The 17,985-nt window shown below is 63.0% G+C and carries 18 protein-coding genes; 10 read left to right on the top strand and 8 right to left on the bottom strand.

Features of this window, described 5'->3' with window-relative positions; genetic code table 11:
• Positions 1 to 2 precede the first annotated feature (2 nt).
• Complete coding sequence (locus V1290_RS11500; protein ID WP_334364512.1) at positions 3 to 770, bottom strand: SDR family NAD(P)-dependent oxidoreductase; 768 nt, start codon at positions 768 to 770, stop codon at positions 3 to 5.
• 228 nt (positions 771 to 998) lie between these two features.
• Between V1290_RS11500 and V1290_RS11495 the strand changes: the two genes are divergently transcribed.
• Positions 999 to 1,547 (top strand): DUF2380 domain-containing protein, encoded by a 549-nt coding sequence (locus tag V1290_RS11495; protein WP_334364511.1) that lies wholly within the window; start codon positions 999 to 1,001, stop codon positions 1,545 to 1,547.
• A gap of 87 nt (positions 1,548 to 1,634) precedes the next feature.
• Here V1290_RS11495 and V1290_RS11490 read toward each other — a convergent pair whose 3' ends face one another.
• Positions 1,635 to 2,024 carry a RidA family protein gene (locus tag V1290_RS11490; protein WP_213288421.1) on the bottom strand — a complete coding sequence of 130 codons (390 nt, stop codon included), beginning with the start codon at positions 2,022 to 2,024 and terminating at the stop codon, positions 1,635 to 1,637.
• A 379-nt stretch (positions 2,025 to 2,403) separates the two neighbouring features.
• Here V1290_RS11490 and V1290_RS11485 point away from each other — a divergent pair, with 379 nt between their 5' ends.
• Together V1290_RS11485 and V1290_RS11480 are read left to right on the top strand one after the other, a co-directional pair.
• Positions 2,404 to 2,844: a hypothetical protein gene (locus V1290_RS11485; RefSeq protein ID WP_065745853.1), complete on the top strand. Its 441-nt coding sequence runs from the start codon at positions 2,404 to 2,406 to the stop codon at positions 2,842 to 2,844.
• A 67-nt stretch (positions 2,845 to 2,911) separates the two neighbouring features.
• Entirely contained in the window at positions 2,912 to 3,457 is a 546-nt protein-coding gene (locus tag V1290_RS11480; RefSeq protein WP_334364510.1) for an HD domain-containing protein, read from the top strand.
• 3 nt (positions 3,458 to 3,460) lie between these two features.
• On the opposite strand, the gene V1290_RS11475 is transcribed toward V1290_RS11480, so the two are convergent.
• Together V1290_RS11475 and V1290_RS11470 are read right to left on the bottom strand one after the other, a co-directional pair.
• Positions 3,461 to 3,964, bottom strand: coding sequence for a DUF1993 domain-containing protein (locus tag V1290_RS11475; RefSeq protein ID WP_334364509.1), 504 nt, complete (start codon positions 3,962 to 3,964; stop codon positions 3,461 to 3,463).
• Between the two features lie 283 nt (positions 3,965 to 4,247).
• The gene (locus V1290_RS11470) at positions 4,248 to 5,597 is read right to left on the bottom strand and encodes a lytic murein transglycosylase (protein WP_334364508.1); all 1,350 of its coding nucleotides are present in this window, start codon (positions 5,595 to 5,597) and stop codon (positions 4,248 to 4,250) included.
• A 297-nt stretch (positions 5,598 to 5,894) separates the two neighbouring features.
• Here V1290_RS11470 and V1290_RS11465 point away from each other — a divergent pair, with 297 nt between their 5' ends.
• The 6 genes from V1290_RS11465 (at position 5,895) to V1290_RS11440 (ending at position 11,261) form a co-directional block, all read left to right on the top strand.
• Positions 5,895 to 6,764 (top strand): FAD binding domain-containing protein, encoded by an 870-nt coding sequence (locus V1290_RS11465; RefSeq protein WP_334364507.1) that lies wholly within the window; start codon positions 5,895 to 5,897, stop codon positions 6,762 to 6,764.
• A gap of 3 nt (positions 6,765 to 6,767) precedes the next feature.
• The gene (locus V1290_RS11460; RefSeq protein WP_334364506.1) at positions 6,768 to 7,244 is read left to right on the top strand and encodes a (2Fe-2S)-binding protein; all 477 of its coding nucleotides are present in this window, start codon (positions 6,768 to 6,770) and stop codon (positions 7,242 to 7,244) included.
• 18 nt (positions 7,245 to 7,262) lie between these two features.
• Positions 7,263 to 9,548, top strand: coding sequence for a xanthine dehydrogenase family protein molybdopterin-binding subunit (locus V1290_RS11455; protein WP_334364505.1), 2,286 nt, complete (start codon positions 7,263 to 7,265; stop codon positions 9,546 to 9,548).
• Positions 9,549 to 9,753: 205 nt separating this feature from the next.
• Complete coding sequence (locus tag V1290_RS11450; RefSeq protein WP_334364504.1) at positions 9,754 to 10,350, top strand: DinB family protein; 597 nt, start codon at positions 9,754 to 9,756, stop codon at positions 10,348 to 10,350.
• Positions 10,343 to 10,804 (top strand): hypothetical protein, encoded by a 462-nt coding sequence (locus V1290_RS11445; RefSeq protein ID WP_334364503.1) that lies wholly within the window; start codon positions 10,343 to 10,345, stop codon positions 10,802 to 10,804. Before V1290_RS11450 ends, V1290_RS11445 begins: the two co-directional genes overlap by 8 nt.
• Before the next feature lie 43 nt (positions 10,805 to 10,847).
• Entirely contained in the window at positions 10,848 to 11,261 is a 414-nt protein-coding gene (locus V1290_RS11440; protein ID WP_334364502.1) for a VOC family protein, read from the top strand.
• Between the two features lie 125 nt (positions 11,262 to 11,386).
• On the opposite strand, the gene V1290_RS11435 is transcribed toward V1290_RS11440, so the two are convergent.
• The 4 genes from V1290_RS11435 to V1290_RS11420 all read right to left on the bottom strand — a co-directional run bounded on the left by V1290_RS11435 (position 11,387) and on the right by V1290_RS11420 (position 16,147).
• Positions 11,387 to 11,662, bottom strand: coding sequence for a hypothetical protein (locus V1290_RS11435; RefSeq protein WP_334364501.1), 276 nt, complete (start codon positions 11,660 to 11,662; stop codon positions 11,387 to 11,389).
• Positions 11,663 to 11,931: 269 nt separating this feature from the next.
• Positions 11,932 to 12,159 (bottom strand): hypothetical protein, encoded by a 228-nt coding sequence (locus tag V1290_RS11430; RefSeq protein WP_334364500.1) that lies wholly within the window; start codon positions 12,157 to 12,159, stop codon positions 11,932 to 11,934.
• A 1,027-nt stretch (positions 12,160 to 13,186) separates the two neighbouring features.
• On the bottom strand, positions 13,187 to 14,431 hold the full coding sequence (locus V1290_RS11425; RefSeq protein WP_334368994.1) for an IS4 family transposase: 1,245 nt from the start codon (positions 14,429 to 14,431) through the stop codon (positions 13,187 to 13,189).
• A 270-nt stretch (positions 14,432 to 14,701) separates the two neighbouring features.
• Positions 14,702 to 16,147, bottom strand: a complete 1,446-nt coding sequence (locus V1290_RS11420; RefSeq protein WP_334364499.1) for a helix-turn-helix domain-containing protein — start codon at positions 16,145 to 16,147, stop codon at positions 14,702 to 14,704.
• A gap of 196 nt (positions 16,148 to 16,343) precedes the next feature.
• Between V1290_RS11420 and V1290_RS11415 the strand changes: the two genes are divergently transcribed.
• On the top strand, positions 16,344 to 17,981 hold the full coding sequence (locus tag V1290_RS11415) for an isocitrate lyase (protein WP_334364498.1): 1,638 nt from the start codon (positions 16,344 to 16,346) through the stop codon (positions 17,979 to 17,981).
• Positions 17,982 to 17,985: the final 4 nt, after the last annotated feature.

Genomic DNA, 17,985 nt, shown 5'->3' with positions numbered 1-17,985 from the left:
CCTCACACCGCCCGATAGCCGCCGTCGACCATCACGATCGATCCGGAGACGTAAGCCGACAGATCGGACGCCAGGAAGATCGCGGGGCCGACGATGTCCTCCGCGGTGCCGGCACGTCCCAGCGGCGTGTGATCCATGAAGGTCTTCACCAGTTCCGGATTGTTGGCGCGGGCATTGGCGTTCAGTGGCGTTGCGATGAAGCCGGGGCCGATTGCATTGACGCGGACGCCTTCCTTGCCGAGTTCGGCGGCGAGCGCCTTGGTGAAGCCGAGCACGCCGTGCTTGGAGGCGGTGTAGGCCGGCGAGCTCGGCGTGCGCACATGCACAAAGGACTGGATCGAGCCGATGTTGACGATGCGCCCCTTGCTCGCGCGCAAGGGATCGAGAAAGGCATGCGTCACGTTGAAGACGCCGGTGAGGTTGATCGCGATGATGTCTTCCCAGTCGCTGATCACGGCCTCTGCCGCGCCCAGCATGCCGTTGCGGCGGACGATGCCGGCATTGTTGACGAGGACCGAGACCTGGCCGACCTTATCGGCGATCTGCTTCGCCATCGCGACGCAATCCTCGCGTTTGCTGACGTCGAGCGCAAAGCTGTCCGCATTGCCGCCGGCGTCGCGGATTTCCTTTGCCGCTTCTGCTACCGCGTTCTCGTCCCTGTCGAGCAGCACGACCCGCGCGCCCTCCCGTGCATAGCCGCTCGCAATCGCGCGCCCGATACCGGAACCTGCGCCGGTAATGACGGCGATGTGATTTTGGAGAAGGGGCATGGCGCGTTTCCTCTTGCTTGGTTTTGCCAGAGGATAGCAAGCGCGCCCGCTTGTACAAGAGGGACGATTTCGTAGGGTGGGCAAAGCGACAGCGTGCCCACCATCGCGAAGACATAAGAAAGGTGGGCACGGCGCTGCGCGCCTTTGCCCACCCTACATATGTCGGTTACAATTTGCTCCGGTCGGCAGCGTGGCGATGCTGACGGTCGGAGTTGAAGGAGGCCAGGCATGACGCAAACGGCAACCGGATGGCACGCCTCACGCCGGCGCGATGGCGCGAGCGCCGTGCTGACGATGCTCTGCGCGCTGGCCGCATTGTCGCTTGCATCGAGCGGATCGCCGGCCGCCGCGCCAATCGCGGTCGCGGTAGCGGATTTCGATTATTTCGATACTTCCGGCGAGGTCACGGACCAGAGCGCTGAGCATCAGGCGCGAGTGGCGTCGTTTGCCGCGTTGCTGCGCGATAATCTCGCGGCGCAGGGCGGTTATCGCGTGGTGCCGATCGAATGCCCAGATCACCCCTGCACCGCCACCAGCATGTCGCAGGACGTCTTCATCGCCGCCGCGCGCAAGGCCGGCGCGCGACTCGTGGTCTATGGCGGCATCCGCAAGATGAGCACGCTGGTGCAATGGGGCGAAATCCAGTTGCTCGACGTCGAAGCCGAGAAACTGTTGATGCGGCGAACGGTGACGTTCCGCGGCGACAACGATGCCGCCTATCGCCATGCCGCCGATTTCGTCGGCAATACACTGAAGGAATCCATGCCGAAGCCGTGAGATGTTCCGTAGGGCGGATTGGCGTAGCGTAATCCGCCGACCTTGCCGTGAATGGCGGATTACGCTTCGCTAGTCGCCCTACGCTTTCTACGCCTTCGTCAGTGAGGCAACAGCTTCGATCTCGATCAGCATCTTCGGGTCGGGCAGCGCCTGCACCACGCAGGTGGTGCGGGCGGGGTAGGGCGCCGGCCCGAACGCCGACGCATACAGCACGTTCATCGTGGCGACGTCGGATGCGCGCGTCAGCAGCACGTTGACCTTGACCAGATCGCGAAACGTCGCGCCGGCCTCGTCGAGCACGCGCTTGATATTGGCGACAACGAAGCCGAACTGCGCCTCGAAACCATCCGCCAGCGCGCCCTTGTCGTCAAAACCCGGAATGCCCGAGATGAACAGCAGGTCGCCGGTGCGCGTGGCAAAGGATAGCGGCGGGGCCTTGACGCCGGCGGGTGGCGCAAAATGCTGGATCGGGGGCATGGGACACCTCGTGGATGGTTCGGTGCCTTGAAGCCTAGCGCGCCGCTGCCTCGCTGGAAAGGCAGCGGCGCACGCGCTTCACGACCCGCCGATAGGTTTGACGGTCCCGCCCGTCTGGGAAATTCACCCGACACGAAATAGCGGGTTACGCTTGCTGTGACAGTAATGCAGTTCACAGGTCCGCAATTTTTTGTTCGTGCAATCGTGATGAAATTGTGTCGCGCATACGGCGCGGGTCGGCACAGAGCGCGTCGCGCAGGGCCTGAATATGCTTTGCCCCTTGCGCCGATTGGCTACAATCCGATAGTTGCGACTCAATCTGCAACGCAAACCCCGCCTGACACTTTTCCGATTTGCAAGACCTCCGGAGATACGATCCATGAACATGCCATCCGCCGTTCGCGCCACCGTGCTCGCGTTTGCGGCCTTCGCCGGCGTCACGCTGTCCTCCGCCGCGCATGCCGACGAAGGTTTCGTGCAGCTCACGATCTACAAGGCAGGATGGATCATCGGCGGCTCCGGCGGCAGCGGTGTTCTGAATTTTCACGGGCGACGCTATCCGCTGTCGACCGGCGGGCTCGACTACGGCCTGGTGTTCGGCGGATCGAAGACCGTGCTGCGCGGCCGCGTCAGCAACATCTGGCGCCCCTCCGATGTCGCGGGCGTCTACGGCGCCGCCGGCGCGGGCCTGGCGGTCGGCCGCGGCGCGCGCGCGATTGTGCTCACCAACCAGAAGGGCGCGGTGCTGGAATTGACCGGGCACCAGGTCGGCTTGATGGCGAACGCCGATCTCAGCGGATTAGCGATCACGATGCGGTAGCACTTGTACGGTGGGCACGTCGCTTCGCGACTTTGCCCACCCTACAGCAGAGACGCGGAGCCTTGCGATGAACCGCGAACAGGTGATCGCCGCATACACCGCGCCGGGCCGCCACTACCACAACCTCACGCATATCGAAGACTGCCTCGCTGCGCTCGCGCGCGTTGACAATCTTTCGGAGCGCGAGCGCGAAATCCTGACCGAGGCGATCTGGTGGCACGATGTCGTTTACGACCCGACCCGCTCGGACAATGAAGAGCTCAGCGCGCGGCTGGCCGAGCAGCACGTCCGCGAGGACATCGGAGCGGAAGTAGCCCGCCTGATCCGCCTGACAAAGACACACGACGTCCAGGGCGACGATCGCCTGGGCGCCATTTTGATCTCGATCGACCTCAGCATTCTCGGCGCGGAGCCCGCGCGCTACGACGCTTACGCTGCCGCGATCCGGCAGGAGTTCATCCACGTGCCGGACGCTGACTATCGCGCCGGCCGCGCTCATGTGCTCGGCCAGTTCGCCGCGCGGCCAGTGATCTTTCCCGATCCGGCCTTTGCCGCAAGATATGACGGCCAAGCCCGCGAAAACCTTGCGCGCGAGCTAGCCGCTTTGCGCTGACGATTACCTCACCCCGAGAAAATCGCGCTTGCCGATCTCGACGCCGTTATGGCGCAAAATGCCGTGCGCGGTGGCGGCGTGGAAGTAAAAATTCGGGAATGCGAAATTGACGAGATATTGCTGGCCCTTCATCGTCATGGTGTTGCTGGGGCCGATCGGGAAGGTCACTTCGCGCGTCTCGCCGCCCTCGAACTGCGCCGGCTTGAATGCCTTCACATAATCGGTCGTTTTCGCGATCCGCTGCTGCAATTCCTCAAAGCTCTTTTCGGTGTCGGGTATGGACGGCACTTCGTTGCCGGTCAGCCGGGCGCAGGTCTTCGCGGCAAAATCGCAGGCAGTCTGCACCTGGCGTGTCAGCGGATACATGTCCGGGTAAAGCCTGGCATTGAGCAGCACTTCGGGCTGAATGTTCTTTGCCTTGCAATGCGCTTCCGCCTTGCCGAGCAGGCCGGAAAGGCTGCCGAGAATCTGCAGGAAGGCGGGCACGGTTAGGTCGTGGAAAGACATGCGATGCTCTTTTCGTGATGTGGAAATTCATCTCAAGAGGATGAGGTGCTGCTCGAGATGGGAAGCGCCCTAGGAAATGCAACTCGGGCAGGATGCTGATGCAGCGAAATATTCCGAACGCGCGTGACGCTGCTGAAGCTCGCCCCGCTTGCGGAGAGAGGTCGGATCGCATCGTCAGATGCGATCCGGGTGAGGGGTACAGGTCTCTCGGATAGATTTCGCTCGCGGATCGAGCCCCTCACCCCAACCCTCTCCCCGCGAAGAGCGGGGAGAGGGAGAAGAGCTACCGCGCCGCCGGCATCACCAGGCCGGCGGGCTGCGCCTGGACGCTGGGGCCGCGCATCCGCGCCAAGAGCTCCGCCGTCGGCCAGGAATCCGCCGGCAGGCCGTATTTGATCTGCATCGCCTTCACCGCCGTGCGGCTCAACTGTCCCATCACGCCGTCGACCTTGCCGACATTGTAGCCGGCGCGCACCAGGAGTTGCTGCAGCTCTTTCAGTTCGTTGAGCGGCAGTTGTGCGACCGGCGCCGATGGCTGCCGCATTGGCGGGGCGCCGGCGATGCGGCTGGCGAGATAGGCGGCGGTGGTCGAATAGATCAGCGAGTTGTTCCACTCGGTATAGGCGGCGAAATTCGCATAGGCCAGGAACGCCGGTCCGGTGCGGCCCATCGGCAAGAGCAGCGAGGCCGGCAGGTCGTCGTTCGGCAGCGGCCGGCCGTCGGGATAGGTGACGCCGAGCTGCGCGAATTTTGCGCGCGGCAGCTTTGTCGTGAGGTCAGCCTGCTCCCACGGAAAGTTCTGCGGCGCGCGCACTTCTTGCAGCCACGGCTCGCCGCGCCGCCATTTCAAACCGTTGGCGATATAGTTCGCGGTCGAGCCGATCACGTCGGACGCGCTGCGCAACAGGTTGCGGCGGCCGTCGCCGTCATAGTCCACCGCGTAGCTGAAGTAGTGCGTCGCCAGGAACTGCGTCTGCCCGAGTTCGCCGGCCCATGCGCCGATCATCTCGCTTGCCGTCAGATCGCCGCGTTCGATGATCCTCAGCGCGGCGATGGTTTCCTTGCTGAACATCTCGGAGCGGCGGCAGTCGTAGGCCAGCGACACCAGCGAGCGCAGCGTATGCAGATTGCCTAGCTCGGCGCCAAAACTGCTCTCCAGCCCCCAGAACGCAGCGATCACGGCCGGCGGCACGCCATATTCCTTCTCGGCGCGGTTGAACGCGGCCGCATGCATCCGGATTCGCGCCTGCGCATTTTTCGCCGCGCCATCGGACGCCCTGTTCCGTGCGAACTCGGTGAACACTTGGCCAAACACGCGCTGGCCGCGGTCGCGGTTGACGATGCCCTGGTCATAGACGAGGTAGGGCGCCGCTTCGGCCAACGTGCGCTGCGACACGCCCTCCGCGGCGGCCTGCTGCTTGAGGTCGGCCAGGAAGCGGTCGAACGACAGGCCGTTGTGGCAAGCCGCGCCGCGGGGTGCGCGCGGAGCGGCGGCCGGCGGCTGCTGACCGGGTGCCGGTGCGACCACAGGTCTCGGTGCGGAACGGACAGGCGAGGGAGCCGTTTGGGCGATGGCGGGGGATGAAAGTGTCAGGGACGCCGTGGCAGCAACGAGGAATCTGAAAAGCGGCATCCATCCCCCACAAAAATCGTGAATCCGAAGCCCGGGTTTTAGACCGGCTGACTGCATTAGCCAACGGTGCCAGCCCCGTCATTACAATGACGGCGGATGGGACTCTGCCCAAGCGATCCCCGCCTCGGCGCAATCGGCCGCGCAAGCCCCGTCATGCGCATAGGAGCCTGCCGTATCAACCTGATCTCGCAGGCTGTTCCAACCGCTTTTCCCCGTGTAGGCTTGCGGTCTGCCCGACTTTTGAAGGTGAGCCGACAATCACCGGGGCGGGCGGAACGAGGGAGATGGCGGAAGACCATGACGGAACTCCGATATTTGGCGCCTGATACGCTTGACGAAGCGGTCGGTGCATTTGCGAAAGCCGGCAGCGCCGCGCGCATCCTGGCCGGCGGCACCGATCTTCTGGTGCAAATGCGATCGGGCGTGCTCAAGCCGGGCGTGATCGTCGACATCAAGAAAATCCCCGAGATGACGGCAATCGAACAGACCGCCGATGGCGGCTTTCGCATTGGCGCCGCGGTCTCCGGCATGGCGCTCGCCGAACACCGGAATTTCGGCAAGGTCTGGCCTGGCGTGCTCGAAGCGGTCAACCTGATCGGTTCCAAGCAGGTGCAGGGCCGCGCCTCCGCCGGCGGCAATCTCTGCAACGGCTCGCCCGCCGGCGACAGCGTGCCCGCGATGGTCGCGGCCGGCGCCACCGTCACCGTGCAGGGCCCGGATGGCCGCCGCGAGATGAAGGTGGAGGACGTCCCCGCCGGCCCCGGCCGCACCAACTTAAAGCCCGGCGAGATCCTCGTCAGCTTCACGCTGCCGCCGCGCCCGCCCGGATCGAGCGATGCTTACTTGCGCATGATACCGCGCACCGAAATGGACATCGCCGTGGTCGGCTGCGGTGTCAGCCTCACCATGAAGGACGGCATCGTCACATCAGCCCGCGTCGGCTTGGGGGCGGTGGCGCCGACCGTGCTGCTGGTGGAAGACGCTGCGAAAGCGCTGATCGGCTCAAAGCTCGACGACGCCGCGCTGGCGAAGGCAGCCAGCGCCTGCTCCGCCGCCTGCCGCCCGATCGACGACAAGCGCGGCACCATCGCCTATCGCATCAAGGTGGCCGGCGTGCTGCTCAAGCGCACCGCCGCGATCGCCGCCCAACGCGCGCAAGGAAAGTAATTCATGGCTAAAGTTCACGTCACGACCACCATCAACGGCGAGCCGATGGAATTTCTGTGCGAGCCCAGCGATACCATGCTCGACGCGCTACGCGGGCCGCTTGCCCTGACCGGCTCCAAGGAAGGCTGCGCCTCAGGCGATTGCGGCGCCTGCTCGATCACGATTGACGATCGGCTGGTCTGCTCCTGCCTGATGCTCGCGGTCGAATCCGAGGGCCACGACATCAGGACCATCGAGGGCCTGGCGCAGGGCGAGAAATTGCATCCGCTGCAGCAAAAATTTCTCGAAATGGCCGCGCTTCAGTGCGGCATATGCACGTCGGGCATGCTGGTCGCGTCCGACGCGCTCCTCAAGAAAAACCCGGACCCGAGTGAAGAGGAAGTCCGCTTCTGGCTCGCCGGCAATCTCTGCCGGTGCACCGGCTATGACAAGATCGTCCGCGCGGTAATGGAAACCGCTGCCGAAATGCGCGCGCACTAATTCTCGGGAGACAGCCCCATGAACCTCGTCACCAACAACAAATGGATCGGCCAGCGCACCATCCGTCCCGACGGCATGGACAAGGTCACCGGCCGCGCCCAGTTTGCCGCCGACACCACCATGCCCGGCATGATCTGGGGCAAGGTTTTGCGCAGCCCGCATCCGCATGCGCGCATCAAATCGATCGACACCTCCAAGGCCGAGAAACTGCCGGGGGTGAAGGCCGTCGTTACTTCAAAAGACATCGTCGATTTCCCGATCGAGAAGGGCGCTGTCATGCTGGGCATCCAGGACATGCGCTGGATGTGCCGCAACGTGATGGCGCGCGACAAGGCGCTGTTCCCGGGACACCCCATCGCCGCCGTCGCCGCGACCACGGAAGCGATCGCCGAGGAAGCCTGCAAGCTGATCGAGGTCGATTACGAGGTGTTGCCGTGGTCGATCGAGATTGACGATGCGCTCAAGCCCGATGCGCCTGTTCTGCACGAGTTCAACAAGTTCGACGGCAAGCCCTCCAACATCGTCGGCCGCCTCGAGCACAAGAAGGGCGACATCGCGGAAGGCTTCAAGAAGGCCGACCTCGTCATCGAGCGCACCTTCACCACGCGCCCGGTGCACCAGGGCTATATCGAGCCGCATGCCTGCCTGATTTCGGTGGCGCCAGACGGCAAGACCACGATCTGGAGCTCCAGCCAGGGCCAGTTCATGGTGCGCGCGATGACGGCCTATCTCACCGGCATCCCGCAGAGTGACATCCGCGCCATCCCCGCCGAGATCGGCGGCGGCTTTGGCGGCAAGACCATCGTCTATCTCGAACCGCTCGCGACGCTGCTTGCGAAAAAATCCGGCCGCCCGGTGAAGATGGTGATGACGCGCGAGGAAGTGATGCGCGCGACCGGCCCGACCTCAGGCTCGAAAAGCACGGTGAAGATCGGCGCCACCAAGGACGGCAAGATCGTCGCCGCGCATGGCACCTTCTACCTGCAGGCCGGCGCCTTCCCGGGTTCGCCGATCCGCGGCGCCGCGGGCTGCAGCTTCACGCCCTATGACATTCCGAACCTGCTCTCGGAAGGCTACGACGTCTGCTCCAACCGCTCCAAGGTCGCGGCCTATCGCGCGCCGGGCGCGCCGATCGGCGCCTATGCGGTGGAATGCGTGCTCGACGAAGTCGCCGAAGCGCTGAAGATGGACCCGCTCGACTTCCGCCTGAACAACGCCGCGAAGGAAGGCACCAAGGCCGCGCACGGCCCGGTGTTCCCGCGCATCGGCTATGTCGAGACGGTGGAAGCGGCTAAAGCCTCGCCGCATTACGCCGCGCCGCTCGGCGACGGCAACGGCAAGCTGCAAGGAAAACTACGAGGCAGGGGCGTCGCTTCCGGCTTCTGGTTCAACGCCGGCGGCGAATCTTCCGCGCAGGTCAACATCACCGAAGACGGCAACGTCGTCGTCACCACCGGGCATCCGGACATTGGCGGTTCGCGCGCCGGCATCGCCAACATCTGCGCCGAGTTGCTCGGCATCGACTACCGCCGCGTCTCCGTCATCATCGGCGACACGCAGACGGTCGGTTTCTCCAACTTGACCGGCGGCAGCCGCGTGCTGTTCGCCTCGTCGATGGTGGTGACGCAGTCGACGGAGAAGATCATCCAGACGCTGCGCGAGCGCGCGGCGAAGATCTGGGAGATCGATCCCGAAGCGGTGAAGTGGGAGAACGGCGCGGCCCATCCGGCGAGCCCGAACGCCGGCCAGTTCGAGCCGCTGACGCTGGAAGAGCTCGCCGAGAAAGCACCTGCGATGGGCGGCCCCATCGGGGCCGGCGTGCAGCTCAACACCCAAGGCGCCGACGGCGGTTTCGGCACGCATGTCTGCGACGTCGAGGTCGACGTCGATCTCGGCATCGCGCGCGTGATCCGCTACACCGCCGTGCAGGATGTCGGCCGCGCCATCCACCCCGGCTATGTCGAGGGCCAGCTCCAGGGCGGCGTCGCGCAAGGCATCGGCTGGGCGCTGAACGAGGAATACATCTACACGAAAGAGGGCAAGGTCGATAACCCCGGCTTCCTCGACTACCGCATGCCGGTCTGCTCCGACCTGCCGATGATCGACTGCATCATGGTCGAGATCCCGAACCCGAAACACCCGCAAGGCGTCAAGGGCGTCGGCGAAGTGCCGCTGGTGCCTGTGATGGCCGCGGTGGCGAACGCGATCTACAACGCGCTGGGCAAACGCTTCTACGCGTTGCCGATGTCGCCGCCGAAGGTGCTGGAGGTGCTGGAAGCGCCGACGCAGCAGGCGGCGGAGTAGGGAGGCCGTATCGCCGAGCCGTCATTGCGAGCGAAGCGAAGCAATCCATAGCGCGGCAAATGGAGATATGGATTGCTTCGGTCGCTTCGCTCCTCGCAATGACGGGCGTGCGTAGATGCCCGGATGAGCGAAGCAATATCCGGGACCTTCACTATCGTTCTCCGCATATCGCTGCGCTCATGCGGGCTACTGGCTGGCAACGCAAATGAGCGACGTACTTCCCTATCGCGCCATGGCGTACAACAACGCCTGGGCAAACCATCGGCTGCTCACAGCCTGCCTCGGGCTGTCGCAGGATGAATTCACCGCGAAGCGAACCGGCTTCTTCCCAAGCCTGCGCGCCACGCTCAATCACATCCTGATCATCGACCATTTTTACGTCGATGCGATGGAAGGCGGCACGCTCGGCCCGGCCGCCTGGGCGGATCAGGAACCTTGCGCAACGGTCGCCACGCTGAAGGAAGCACAGGCCGCAGTCGATCAACGTTTGCTCACGGTCGTCGAAGCGCTGGACGGCGCGGGCTTGCAGCGTATCGTCTCCGTGCATCGCGGCACCTCCATCCAGCGCGAACGGATGGACCGCTTGCTGCTGCATCTGTTCCAGCACCAGGTGCATCATCGCGGCCAGGCCCACGCCATGCTCTCGGGCACCTCGGTGAGCCCGCCGCAACTCGACGAGTTCTTCTCGGCAGGTGAAGCGCCGTTGCGGGCGACGGAATTCGCGGAGCTGGGTTGGACGGAGGAGCGGATCTGGGGCGGGCCCAGACCGGCAGACCATCGGGGAGAATCAGCGAATGGATAAGCAGCCAGTCTACTCCGAGAAGGATATCCAGATCGTAGCTAACGCCGTCACCTGCATCCGAGAACGGCCAGAGATGTTCGTTGGCAGTGACCCAACCGGCGCGCGTCTTGCGGCGCGTGTCGTCGAATATCTGCTTCTGCTGGACTCCGGGCCGGTCCAGATCGCGAGAAATGGTTCGTGGTATTTGATATCCGCGGCAAGGGACTGGCTGATGTCCGAGGACGGTATTGTGTCGTTCGAGTCGTTCCACCGCTTGGTGCCGATGCCAAGTGGCGGAATGTTCCACGATCGGGCCGAGGTCTTTCTAACCGCGCTGGCCGACGTAGTCGTAACGTCGGGAATCGACGGGACTACCTGGATCAGCGGTGAACCGGGTAATTGGAAACTGCCGGGCGATGTTTCTCTGCCTCCGCAGAACGGTCGCGTGGTTGCTTTTCACTTCGAGAAAGCTTAGGTCGCGGACCGATCCGGGCTGCGCGCCGAATTCGAAAGCCATCATGACCGATCAGAACGCACCCACCACTTCTCCCTTCCAATCCATCCGCGCGATCGACTACACCGTGATCTTCGTGCGCGACATGGCGGCGATGCGCCGCTTCTATGAGGACGTCCTTCGCTTATCCCTGACGCGCGAATTGTCGGCGGGCTGGATCGAATACCAGATCGGCGGCAACACGCTCGCTCTGGCCCGGCCGAGCCGGACGGCGAAGGATGCGCCGACGCCCACAGGCAGCGCGTCGCTGCAGCTCGCTTTCAAGGTTGGCGCACATGACGTCGATCGCTGTGCCGACGAGCTGGTGCGGCACGGCGTCGATCTGCTCGAGCCGCCGACCAACCAGCCGTTCGGCCATCGCACGCTATTCTTCAGGGACCCGGATGGAAACCTGCTGGAGGTGTATGCGGAGATTTGATGCGCTCTCCGTCATGGCCGGGCTTGTCCCGGCCATCCACGATTTGACTATCTCGATCGCGAGCAAAGACGTGGATGCCCGGGACAAGCCCGGGCATGACGATGGAGAGAGTAGGGCGTAGTGCTCTAATTCAGCGTCAGCCACACCAAATTGACGTCGCGGTGGCAGGTGTTGCAGTGCGCCGGCTGGTTAAAAGTGTTGGCGAGCTGCCATTCCTGCGCTTCGTTGCTCCATTGCGCCGTGGCGTGGCAGATGATGTCGTCGGAACCGCAGGCGTCGCAGACCGGCGTGGAACGGGCGGCGCGATTGACGACCTTACGCTCGATCGGCTGCGGCCGCTCCGGCGCAAGCCGGTCCTGGACGATTTCGAACGGGTTCATCAGCTTGACGCGTCGCAACATTGGCCCTGCATCCATCCGCGAGTTCTGAGAATCGCTACTTTTAAACTAGCGAATCGGCTTGGCCGTTCCATCGCAAAATTGCGGAATACCCACGTTTTAAATGTGATCGTCACCAGCGGGACACAGAAGCGGCTTGCCGGCGGGAGAAAGCGGTCCATTGATGTATCGCACTGCGCCAAAGACACGAGAGGACCTATAGAAAGATCGAACCTGTGGACATGCGCACGCGAAACGGCCCGGCATCGATGCCGGGCCGCGCTGTTGGAGAATTAGTACTTCTTCGCACCCGCTCCGGTGGTCGTGCCGGGTGCGCTTTCCGGTGCCCCCTTCGCGGTCGAAGCCTTGCTCTTCTTCATCTTCTGTTCCGACGTCTTCTGCATCTTCTTCTGTGCCGACGAGTACTCAGAGGAATCCGAGGATTTCATCTTGTCGCTCTGCGCAAACGCCGAGGTTGCGACCAGCAGGGCGGCGGTCGCGGCAATCAATGGTTTCAGCATTGGTCTCTCCTTCGTGTCGTTGGACGAAATGCAACGTCCTGGATGCAGCGATGTTCCGGTTTTTCCCGATGGACCGACCCGCGATGTAATGCTGATGAACAGTCCTTCATCTTCGCGCCGAAATTTCGTGCTCAGGTGGCCCAGGTCGCAGGCCGGATTGGCGACAGCATCATCCGCCGCATGCCTTTTAGTTTGGTGGCTGACGCTGCCGCTAATCAACCCCACGGGCATTGCGCGCAAACAAAAAGTTTCTCAATCATTTCAAGCTGATTTGCCCGGTCCAGTCCTGCGCGAAAAAAGAAACCTGTTCTCGCGCGACCCAAATCAGTCCTACAACTCCCGCCATCCCGGCCCGCAAGAGGGGCGTTGGCCATCGTCACGAACGTTGGGCCGGGCTGCGCTGGACGCGAAAGCGCCGGGCGCGTGATCGGAATCGCAGGGCGGGCTTCCCGTGAGCGATGCCAGCGCGCCAGACGAACGGCGTTTCCTTCGCCTTCGCTTAAGAGCTCGACGGGCGAGTACCAGGCCTGGCGAAGCATCGGCGAAGGCGGGTCGCGTACGGCGAAACCGTGTGGTCCTGGCACCCGTGGCTGGTGTCAAGCCGGCGGAGGTTTGCAAAGCTCAACCGGGCGATGCGAGCCGCCAATTCGCCGGCGACGGAGGCAAGAGGAATTCGTCTCCGGGGAGAGCTCGGCATAAGCCGTCAAACCATTGCGCAGGGAAGGCCGGTTGTTTCGGCTGATACCTGTATGCTCGTGTGCGTTTCTTTAGCGCTTATTGCACACGAGACCGCGGGTGCCAGCCAGCACCCGGCCTTCCCTGCACCCTCTGATTTTTAGGGGGGTGAAGAATTCAAGCACAACTCGGGCGCAACGCGCCGCGAGGATGCGAGCGCATATCTATCCGTCGTCCCTGCGAACGCAGGGGACCCATAACCACAAATGTTCATGTTCTGCCAGGCCGTGGCTACAGCGCCTCTCACAACGTCCGCCGGTGGCTATGGGTCCCTGCGAACGCACTAGGGCATCTACACGCTTGCCGGGCCATATACGAGGAGTTGGAAGCGAGCCATTCCCATGTGGAAGGTGATTGGTCCAGGTGGGCGATGAGAGGCGTAACCGGTCCATCCGCCGAGCTTTGCGATGATCCATGCCGCCCAGGCGACAGTGTTGGGGCGATGGTGGTTCTTCTGGAGCTCGGTGCGGCCTTTCAGGGTTTTGTTGATGGCCTTGAGCGCTTCGATCTCGTCCGGCGTGAACACAAATTCGACCTGCAATTGTTCGCCGCCATTGCGGGCTTGAACGAGCTGGATGACGATACATGCTACTCTGGTGGCGATCGCCACGAGTTTGATCAGGCCTTCAGCGCTGTCGAGCTGACTATCCTCGATGCGCAGACCCTGGCTCTTCAGCGAGCGAAAGAGCTGTTCGATGATCCAGCGCTGCTTGTACCAGGAGACGATCCGCCAGGCATCGGCGGCGGTGACGACCGGATGAGTGGTCAGGAGCAACCAATGAATGGGCTTGGCGCTCTTCGGGGGGTGCAACTCGACGACCTCCACGAAGCTGACTTTGACGCCCTGTGGCAGGTCTTTCACGCCGGGGCGCTGCGGTCGTTTGAGCACAACGGTTCCGAGGCGCATGGAGAGGTGGGCCTGGCGACCGTGGCGATCCATTCGCTTTGGTAGATCGATCACCGCCTTGTCGCAGAAGCGGGCCCGCGCGACCGCCTGATAAAGCGTGCCGCCATCGACCAGCGCATGGTCGTGCATGGCGCGCGACAGGAGGTGGACATTGTCAGCGGGTGTCAGCGACCAGTGAGCAAAGAAATCCCCCTCGCGGTCGTTGACGACGGTGATCATACGAGCAGCGACCAGAACCTCGCAGCCTTGCTTAGCCGTCGTCACCCAGCGCGCCGATTCCTTGTCGGCCAAGGCGCGCTTCTCGTGAGCGATCCTGGCCTTGCGCTTGCGCGTCCACACCTCACCGCCGGTGAGCCCGAGACAGACCCCGCTATCGGCATCGACCGCCATCATGGCATGCAGCAGCACGCCGCGAGCATTGCCTTTGCCGACCTTGCCCAAGTCGCGCCGATGTCCCGGACGAGTGTGGAAGTTGATCTCGCTGGTGTCCTGGATCGACAGCACATGACGCCCGCTGACCGCCATCGACGTCTGCAGGCTCCAGCCTTCAATCAGCTTGTCGATCGTGACTTGCGGATTGTTCACAAACCGCCAGAACGCCATGTTCGCGGCCCAGTTGCCCTGCGCCATCTGGCGCAAACAGACACTGCGCGTGCAAAGCATAGCCCGGAGAAGCGCCGCCCCCTTTTATCGAGGCGAACGTCTCCAAACTTACCCAGGGACAAATCCGGTTCCTGCTGCATCTCTGGCGCTCCTTCGAATCAAAGCGCCAGAGAGAGAATCATACAAAACGCTGCGGCGAACGCACATCATGCCGCCCCGAGTCAATCTGTCGCGTCCCCAAGACGTGTAGATGCCCTAGTGCGTTCGCAGGGACGACGTGGGGAGAGCGTGTGGGCTTCACAACTCCCGTGCATTCGAAAATGCGAACGACGACACCCGTCGCGTGTTCTCGTCCAGGATCAGCGTCCGCGTGATCGGCGGCTCGGCGCGCTGGCTGCAGTTTTCGCGTTCGCAAAGCCGGCAGTTGACGCCGATCGGCGTGCCCTCCGCCTTCTCCAGATCCATCCCGGCGGCGTAGACGAGCTTCGAGGCATGACGGATTTCGCAGCCCAGACCAATCGCAAAGCGCGGCTGCGGCTGCGGGTGCGGTGCGACCGGCCGGCGCACCATCTGCGCGATGGAAAAATAACGCGTGCCGTCGGGCAGCTCGATCACCTGCTTGAGCAGGCGGTCCGGCGTGTCGAAGGTCGAATGCACGTTCCAAAGGGGGCAGGTGCCGCCGAACTTCGAGAACGGAAACGTGCCAGACGAGAATCGCTTGGAGACGTTGCCGGCATTGTCGACGCGCAGCAGAAAGAACGGCACGCCGCGCGCGTTCGGCCGCTGCAGCGTGGTGAGGCGATGGCACACCTGCTCGAAGCCGGCATTGAAGCGCTGCGCCAGCACGTGCACATCGTAGTTCAGGTTTTCCGCAGCACTATGGAATGGCTGATAGGGCATCATGACGGCGGCGGCGAAATAGTTCGCCAGCGTAATCCGATAGAGCCGCCTCGGCGTGTCGTCGAGCGGGCCGGCGCGGTTGACGATGGCGTCGATGGATGCGCCGCATTCGGCGAGGCCAATCTGCAGCGCGAGCTGGAAGGCCCGGCCCGAGCCGTCGACCAGCTCGGAGATCAGAAGCTGCCGGCGATGGCGGTCGAACCGCCGCAGCGTCTCTCGCATCACGTCGACCGGCATGATGCGGGTGACGATCGAATGCTTTTCGCGCAGCCGCGCAACGAGCGCGGCAAACAGTTCCTCGGCAGAGGCGTGGAGTTCGTCGCGCAAATTTTCCGCGGCCTGTTCGAGTTCCGGAAAATAATTGCGGTTGGCTTCGATCAGGTCGCGGACACGCTCGATCGGGTTGGCCTCGAAGCGGGCGCCCTCATCGCGGTCGGCCATCTGGGCCGCCACCAGCGTCTCGCCGCGGCGGGCCTCGGTATAGGCGGCGTAGAGGCGCTGCAGCGAATGGGTCACGCCCGGGCAGAGTTCGGCGAGGTCGCGCAGTTCCTGCTTCGGCAGGTCGATCTGGCGGAACAGCGGATCGGAAAAAATCTCGTTCAGCTCGGCAAAAAAGCGGTCCTCATCGGCGGTGGCGAGGTCCCGCAGGTCGAGATCATAGGTCTCGGCCAGCCGCAGCAGGATCTGCGCCGTCACCGGCCGCTGGTTCCGCTCGATCAGGTTGATGTAGCTCGGCGAGATCCCGAGCCCCTCGGCGATCTGGGTCTGCGACAGCCCAAGCTGCTGGCGGATCCGCCGGAACCTCGGCCCGACAAAAAGCTTCTTTCCGGATTCGGCGGCCATAGCAAGGTTCCTGATCTAAGATTGTGACAAAATTTACAAAATAACATCTGTTACAAGTTCATATGTTACAAGACATCACCAATAAAATGCAAGGTATCTGTACGAATTTCTCTTTTCCGCGTTTAGCTCTCAGGACGTTTCGCAATGCACTGTCAAGAATGTCGATTGAAGACAGTGGAAGACAAGGATCATGCACATGAACTACCAGCCGCGTGGAATCAGTGACCGGACTATCCAGGGACCGGCTTCCTATCTGAGCGAGATTGGAGCTGCTGAAGCACTCCTGAAGGCCCAGCCGACCTGGAATGGCGTCACCGCCGAAGCCGTGGCGCGCATGCGTCTGCAGAACCGCTTCAAGACCGGCCTGGACGTCGCCCGGTACACCGCGGCGCTGATGCGCAGTGATATGGCTGCCTATGACGCCGATCCCACCAAGTACACCCAGTCGCTCGGTTGCTGGCATGGCTTCATCGCGCAGCAGAAGCTGATTTCGGTCAAGAAGCACTTCGGCAAGACCGATCGCCGCTATCTGTATCTCTCCGGCTGGATGATCGCCGCGCTTCGCTCCGAGTTCGGACCGCTTCCTGATCAGTCGATGCACGAGAAGACCTCGGTGCCGGCGCTGATCGAAGAGCTCTACACCTTCCTGCGTCAGGCGGATTCCCGTGAGCTCAACGATATCTTCCGCGCGCTCGACGCGGCCCGCAAGGAAGGCGACAAGGCGAAGGAAAAGGCGCTGATCGAAAAGATCGACAACTTCCAGACCCATGTCGTGCCCGTCATCGCCGACATCGACGCCGGCTTCGGCAATGCCGAGGCAACCTACCTGCTCGCCAAGAAGATGATCGAGGCGGGTGCGTGCGCCCTGCAGATCGAGAATCAGGTCTCCGACGAAAAGCAGTGCGGCCACCAGGACGGCAAGGTGACCGTGCCCCACGAGGTGTTCCTGGCGAAGATCCGGGCCTGCCGCCATGCCTTCCTCGAACTGGGCGTCGAAGACGGCATCATCGTGACCCGCACCGACTCGTTGGGTGCCGGTCTCACGCAGCAGATCGCTGTGAGCCACAAGCCCGGCGACCTCGGCGATCAGTACAACAGCTTCCTGGATTGCGAGGAAGTGACAGCCGCCACGGCCCGGAATGGCGATGTCATCATCAACCGCAACGGCAAGATGATGCGTCCGAAGCGGCTTGCCAGCAACCTCTATCAGTTCCGTGCCGGCACGGGCGAAGATCGCTGCGTGCTCGACTGCATCACCTCGCTGCAGAACGGTGCCGACCTGCTGTGGATCGAGACCGAGAAGCCGCATATCGAGCAGATCGCCAAGATGGTAGACCGTATTCGCGAGGTCATTCCGAACGCAAAGCTGGCCTACAACAACTCGCCGTCGTTCAACTGGACGCTCAACTTCCGTTGGCAGGTGTACGACGCGATGAAGGAAGCTGGCAAGGATGTCAGCAAGTACAATCGAGCCGAGCTGATGAAGCCGGAATACGACGATACGCCGCTGGCCATTGAAGCCGACGAGCGCATCCGCACCTTCCAGGCCGATTCAGCAAAGCGTGCCGGCATCTTCCACCATCTGATCACGTTGCCGACCTATCACACGGCAGCTCTGTCGACTGACAATCTCGCGAAGGAGTATTTCGGCGAGCAGGGCATGCTGGGCTATGTGAAGAATGTTCAGCGCCAGGAGATCCGTCAGGGTATCGCCTGCGCCAAGCATCAGAACATGGCCGGCTCCGATATCGGCGACGATCACAAGGAGTATTTCGCCGGTGAAGCCGCTCTGAAGGCGGGCGGCGTCCACAACACGATGAACCAGTTCGGCTAACGGT

This window comes from Bradyrhizobium sp. AZCC 1578, assembly GCF_036924675.1.
In the GTDB taxonomy this organism is placed as follows: domain Bacteria; phylum Pseudomonadota; class Alphaproteobacteria; order Rhizobiales; family Xanthobacteraceae; genus Bradyrhizobium.
The sequence above is the reverse complement of the archived record's forward strand: the minus strand, read 5'-3'. Positions and strand labels throughout refer to the sequence as shown.

Excerpts from the sequence above, each read along its gene's own strand:
- V1290_RS11475 (WP_334364509.1), bottom strand. The coding sequence starts at position 3,964 with ATGTCTTTCCACGACCTAACCGTGCCCGCCTTCCTGCAGATTCTCGGC.
- V1290_RS11495 (WP_334364511.1), top strand. The coding sequence starts at position 999 with ATGACGCAAACGGCAACCGGATGGCACGCCTCACGCCGGCGCGATGGC.
- V1290_RS11455 (WP_334364505.1), top strand. The coding sequence starts at position 7,263 with ATGAACCTCGTCACCAACAACAAATGGATCGGCCAGCGCACCATCCGT.
- V1290_RS11470 (WP_334364508.1), bottom strand. The coding sequence starts at position 5,597 with ATGCCGCTTTTCAGATTCCTCGTTGCTGCCACGGCGTCCCTGACACTT.
- V1290_RS11445 (WP_334364503.1), top strand. The coding sequence starts at position 10,343 with ATGGATAAGCAGCCAGTCTACTCCGAGAAGGATATCCAGATCGTAGCT.
- V1290_RS11440 (WP_334364502.1), top strand. The coding sequence starts at position 10,848 with ATGACCGATCAGAACGCACCCACCACTTCTCCCTTCCAATCCATCCGC.
- V1290_RS11480 (WP_334364510.1), top strand. The coding sequence starts at position 2,912 with ATGAACCGCGAACAGGTGATCGCCGCATACACCGCGCCGGGCCGCCAC.
- V1290_RS11485 (WP_065745853.1), top strand. The coding sequence starts at position 2,404 with ATGAACATGCCATCCGCCGTTCGCGCCACCGTGCTCGCGTTTGCGGCC.
- V1290_RS11490 (WP_213288421.1), bottom strand. The coding sequence starts at position 2,024 with ATGCCCCCGATCCAGCATTTTGCGCCACCCGCCGGCGTCAAGGCCCCG.
- V1290_RS11430 (WP_334364500.1), bottom strand. The coding sequence starts at position 12,159 with ATGCTGAAACCATTGATTGCCGCGACCGCCGCCCTGCTGGTCGCAACC.
- V1290_RS11420 (WP_334364499.1), bottom strand. The coding sequence starts at position 16,147 with ATGGCCGCCGAATCCGGAAAGAAGCTTTTTGTCGGGCCGAGGTTCCGG.
- V1290_RS11415 (WP_334364498.1), top strand. The coding sequence starts at position 16,344 with ATGAACTACCAGCCGCGTGGAATCAGTGACCGGACTATCCAGGGACCG.
- V1290_RS11425 (WP_334368994.1), bottom strand. The coding sequence starts at position 14,431 with ATGGCGCAGGGCAACTGGGCCGCGAACATGGCGTTCTGGCGGTTTGTG.
- V1290_RS11500 (WP_334364512.1), bottom strand. The coding sequence starts at position 770 with ATGCCCCTTCTCCAAAATCACATCGCCGTCATTACCGGCGCAGGTTCC.
- V1290_RS11435 (WP_334364501.1), bottom strand. The coding sequence starts at position 11,662 with ATGTTGCGACGCGTCAAGCTGATGAACCCGTTCGAAATCGTCCAGGAC.
- V1290_RS11465 (WP_334364507.1), top strand. The coding sequence starts at position 5,895 with ATGACGGAACTCCGATATTTGGCGCCTGATACGCTTGACGAAGCGGTC.
- V1290_RS11450 (WP_334364504.1), top strand. The coding sequence starts at position 9,754 with ATGAGCGACGTACTTCCCTATCGCGCCATGGCGTACAACAACGCCTGG.
- V1290_RS11460 (WP_334364506.1), top strand. The coding sequence starts at position 6,768 with ATGGCTAAAGTTCACGTCACGACCACCATCAACGGCGAGCCGATGGAA.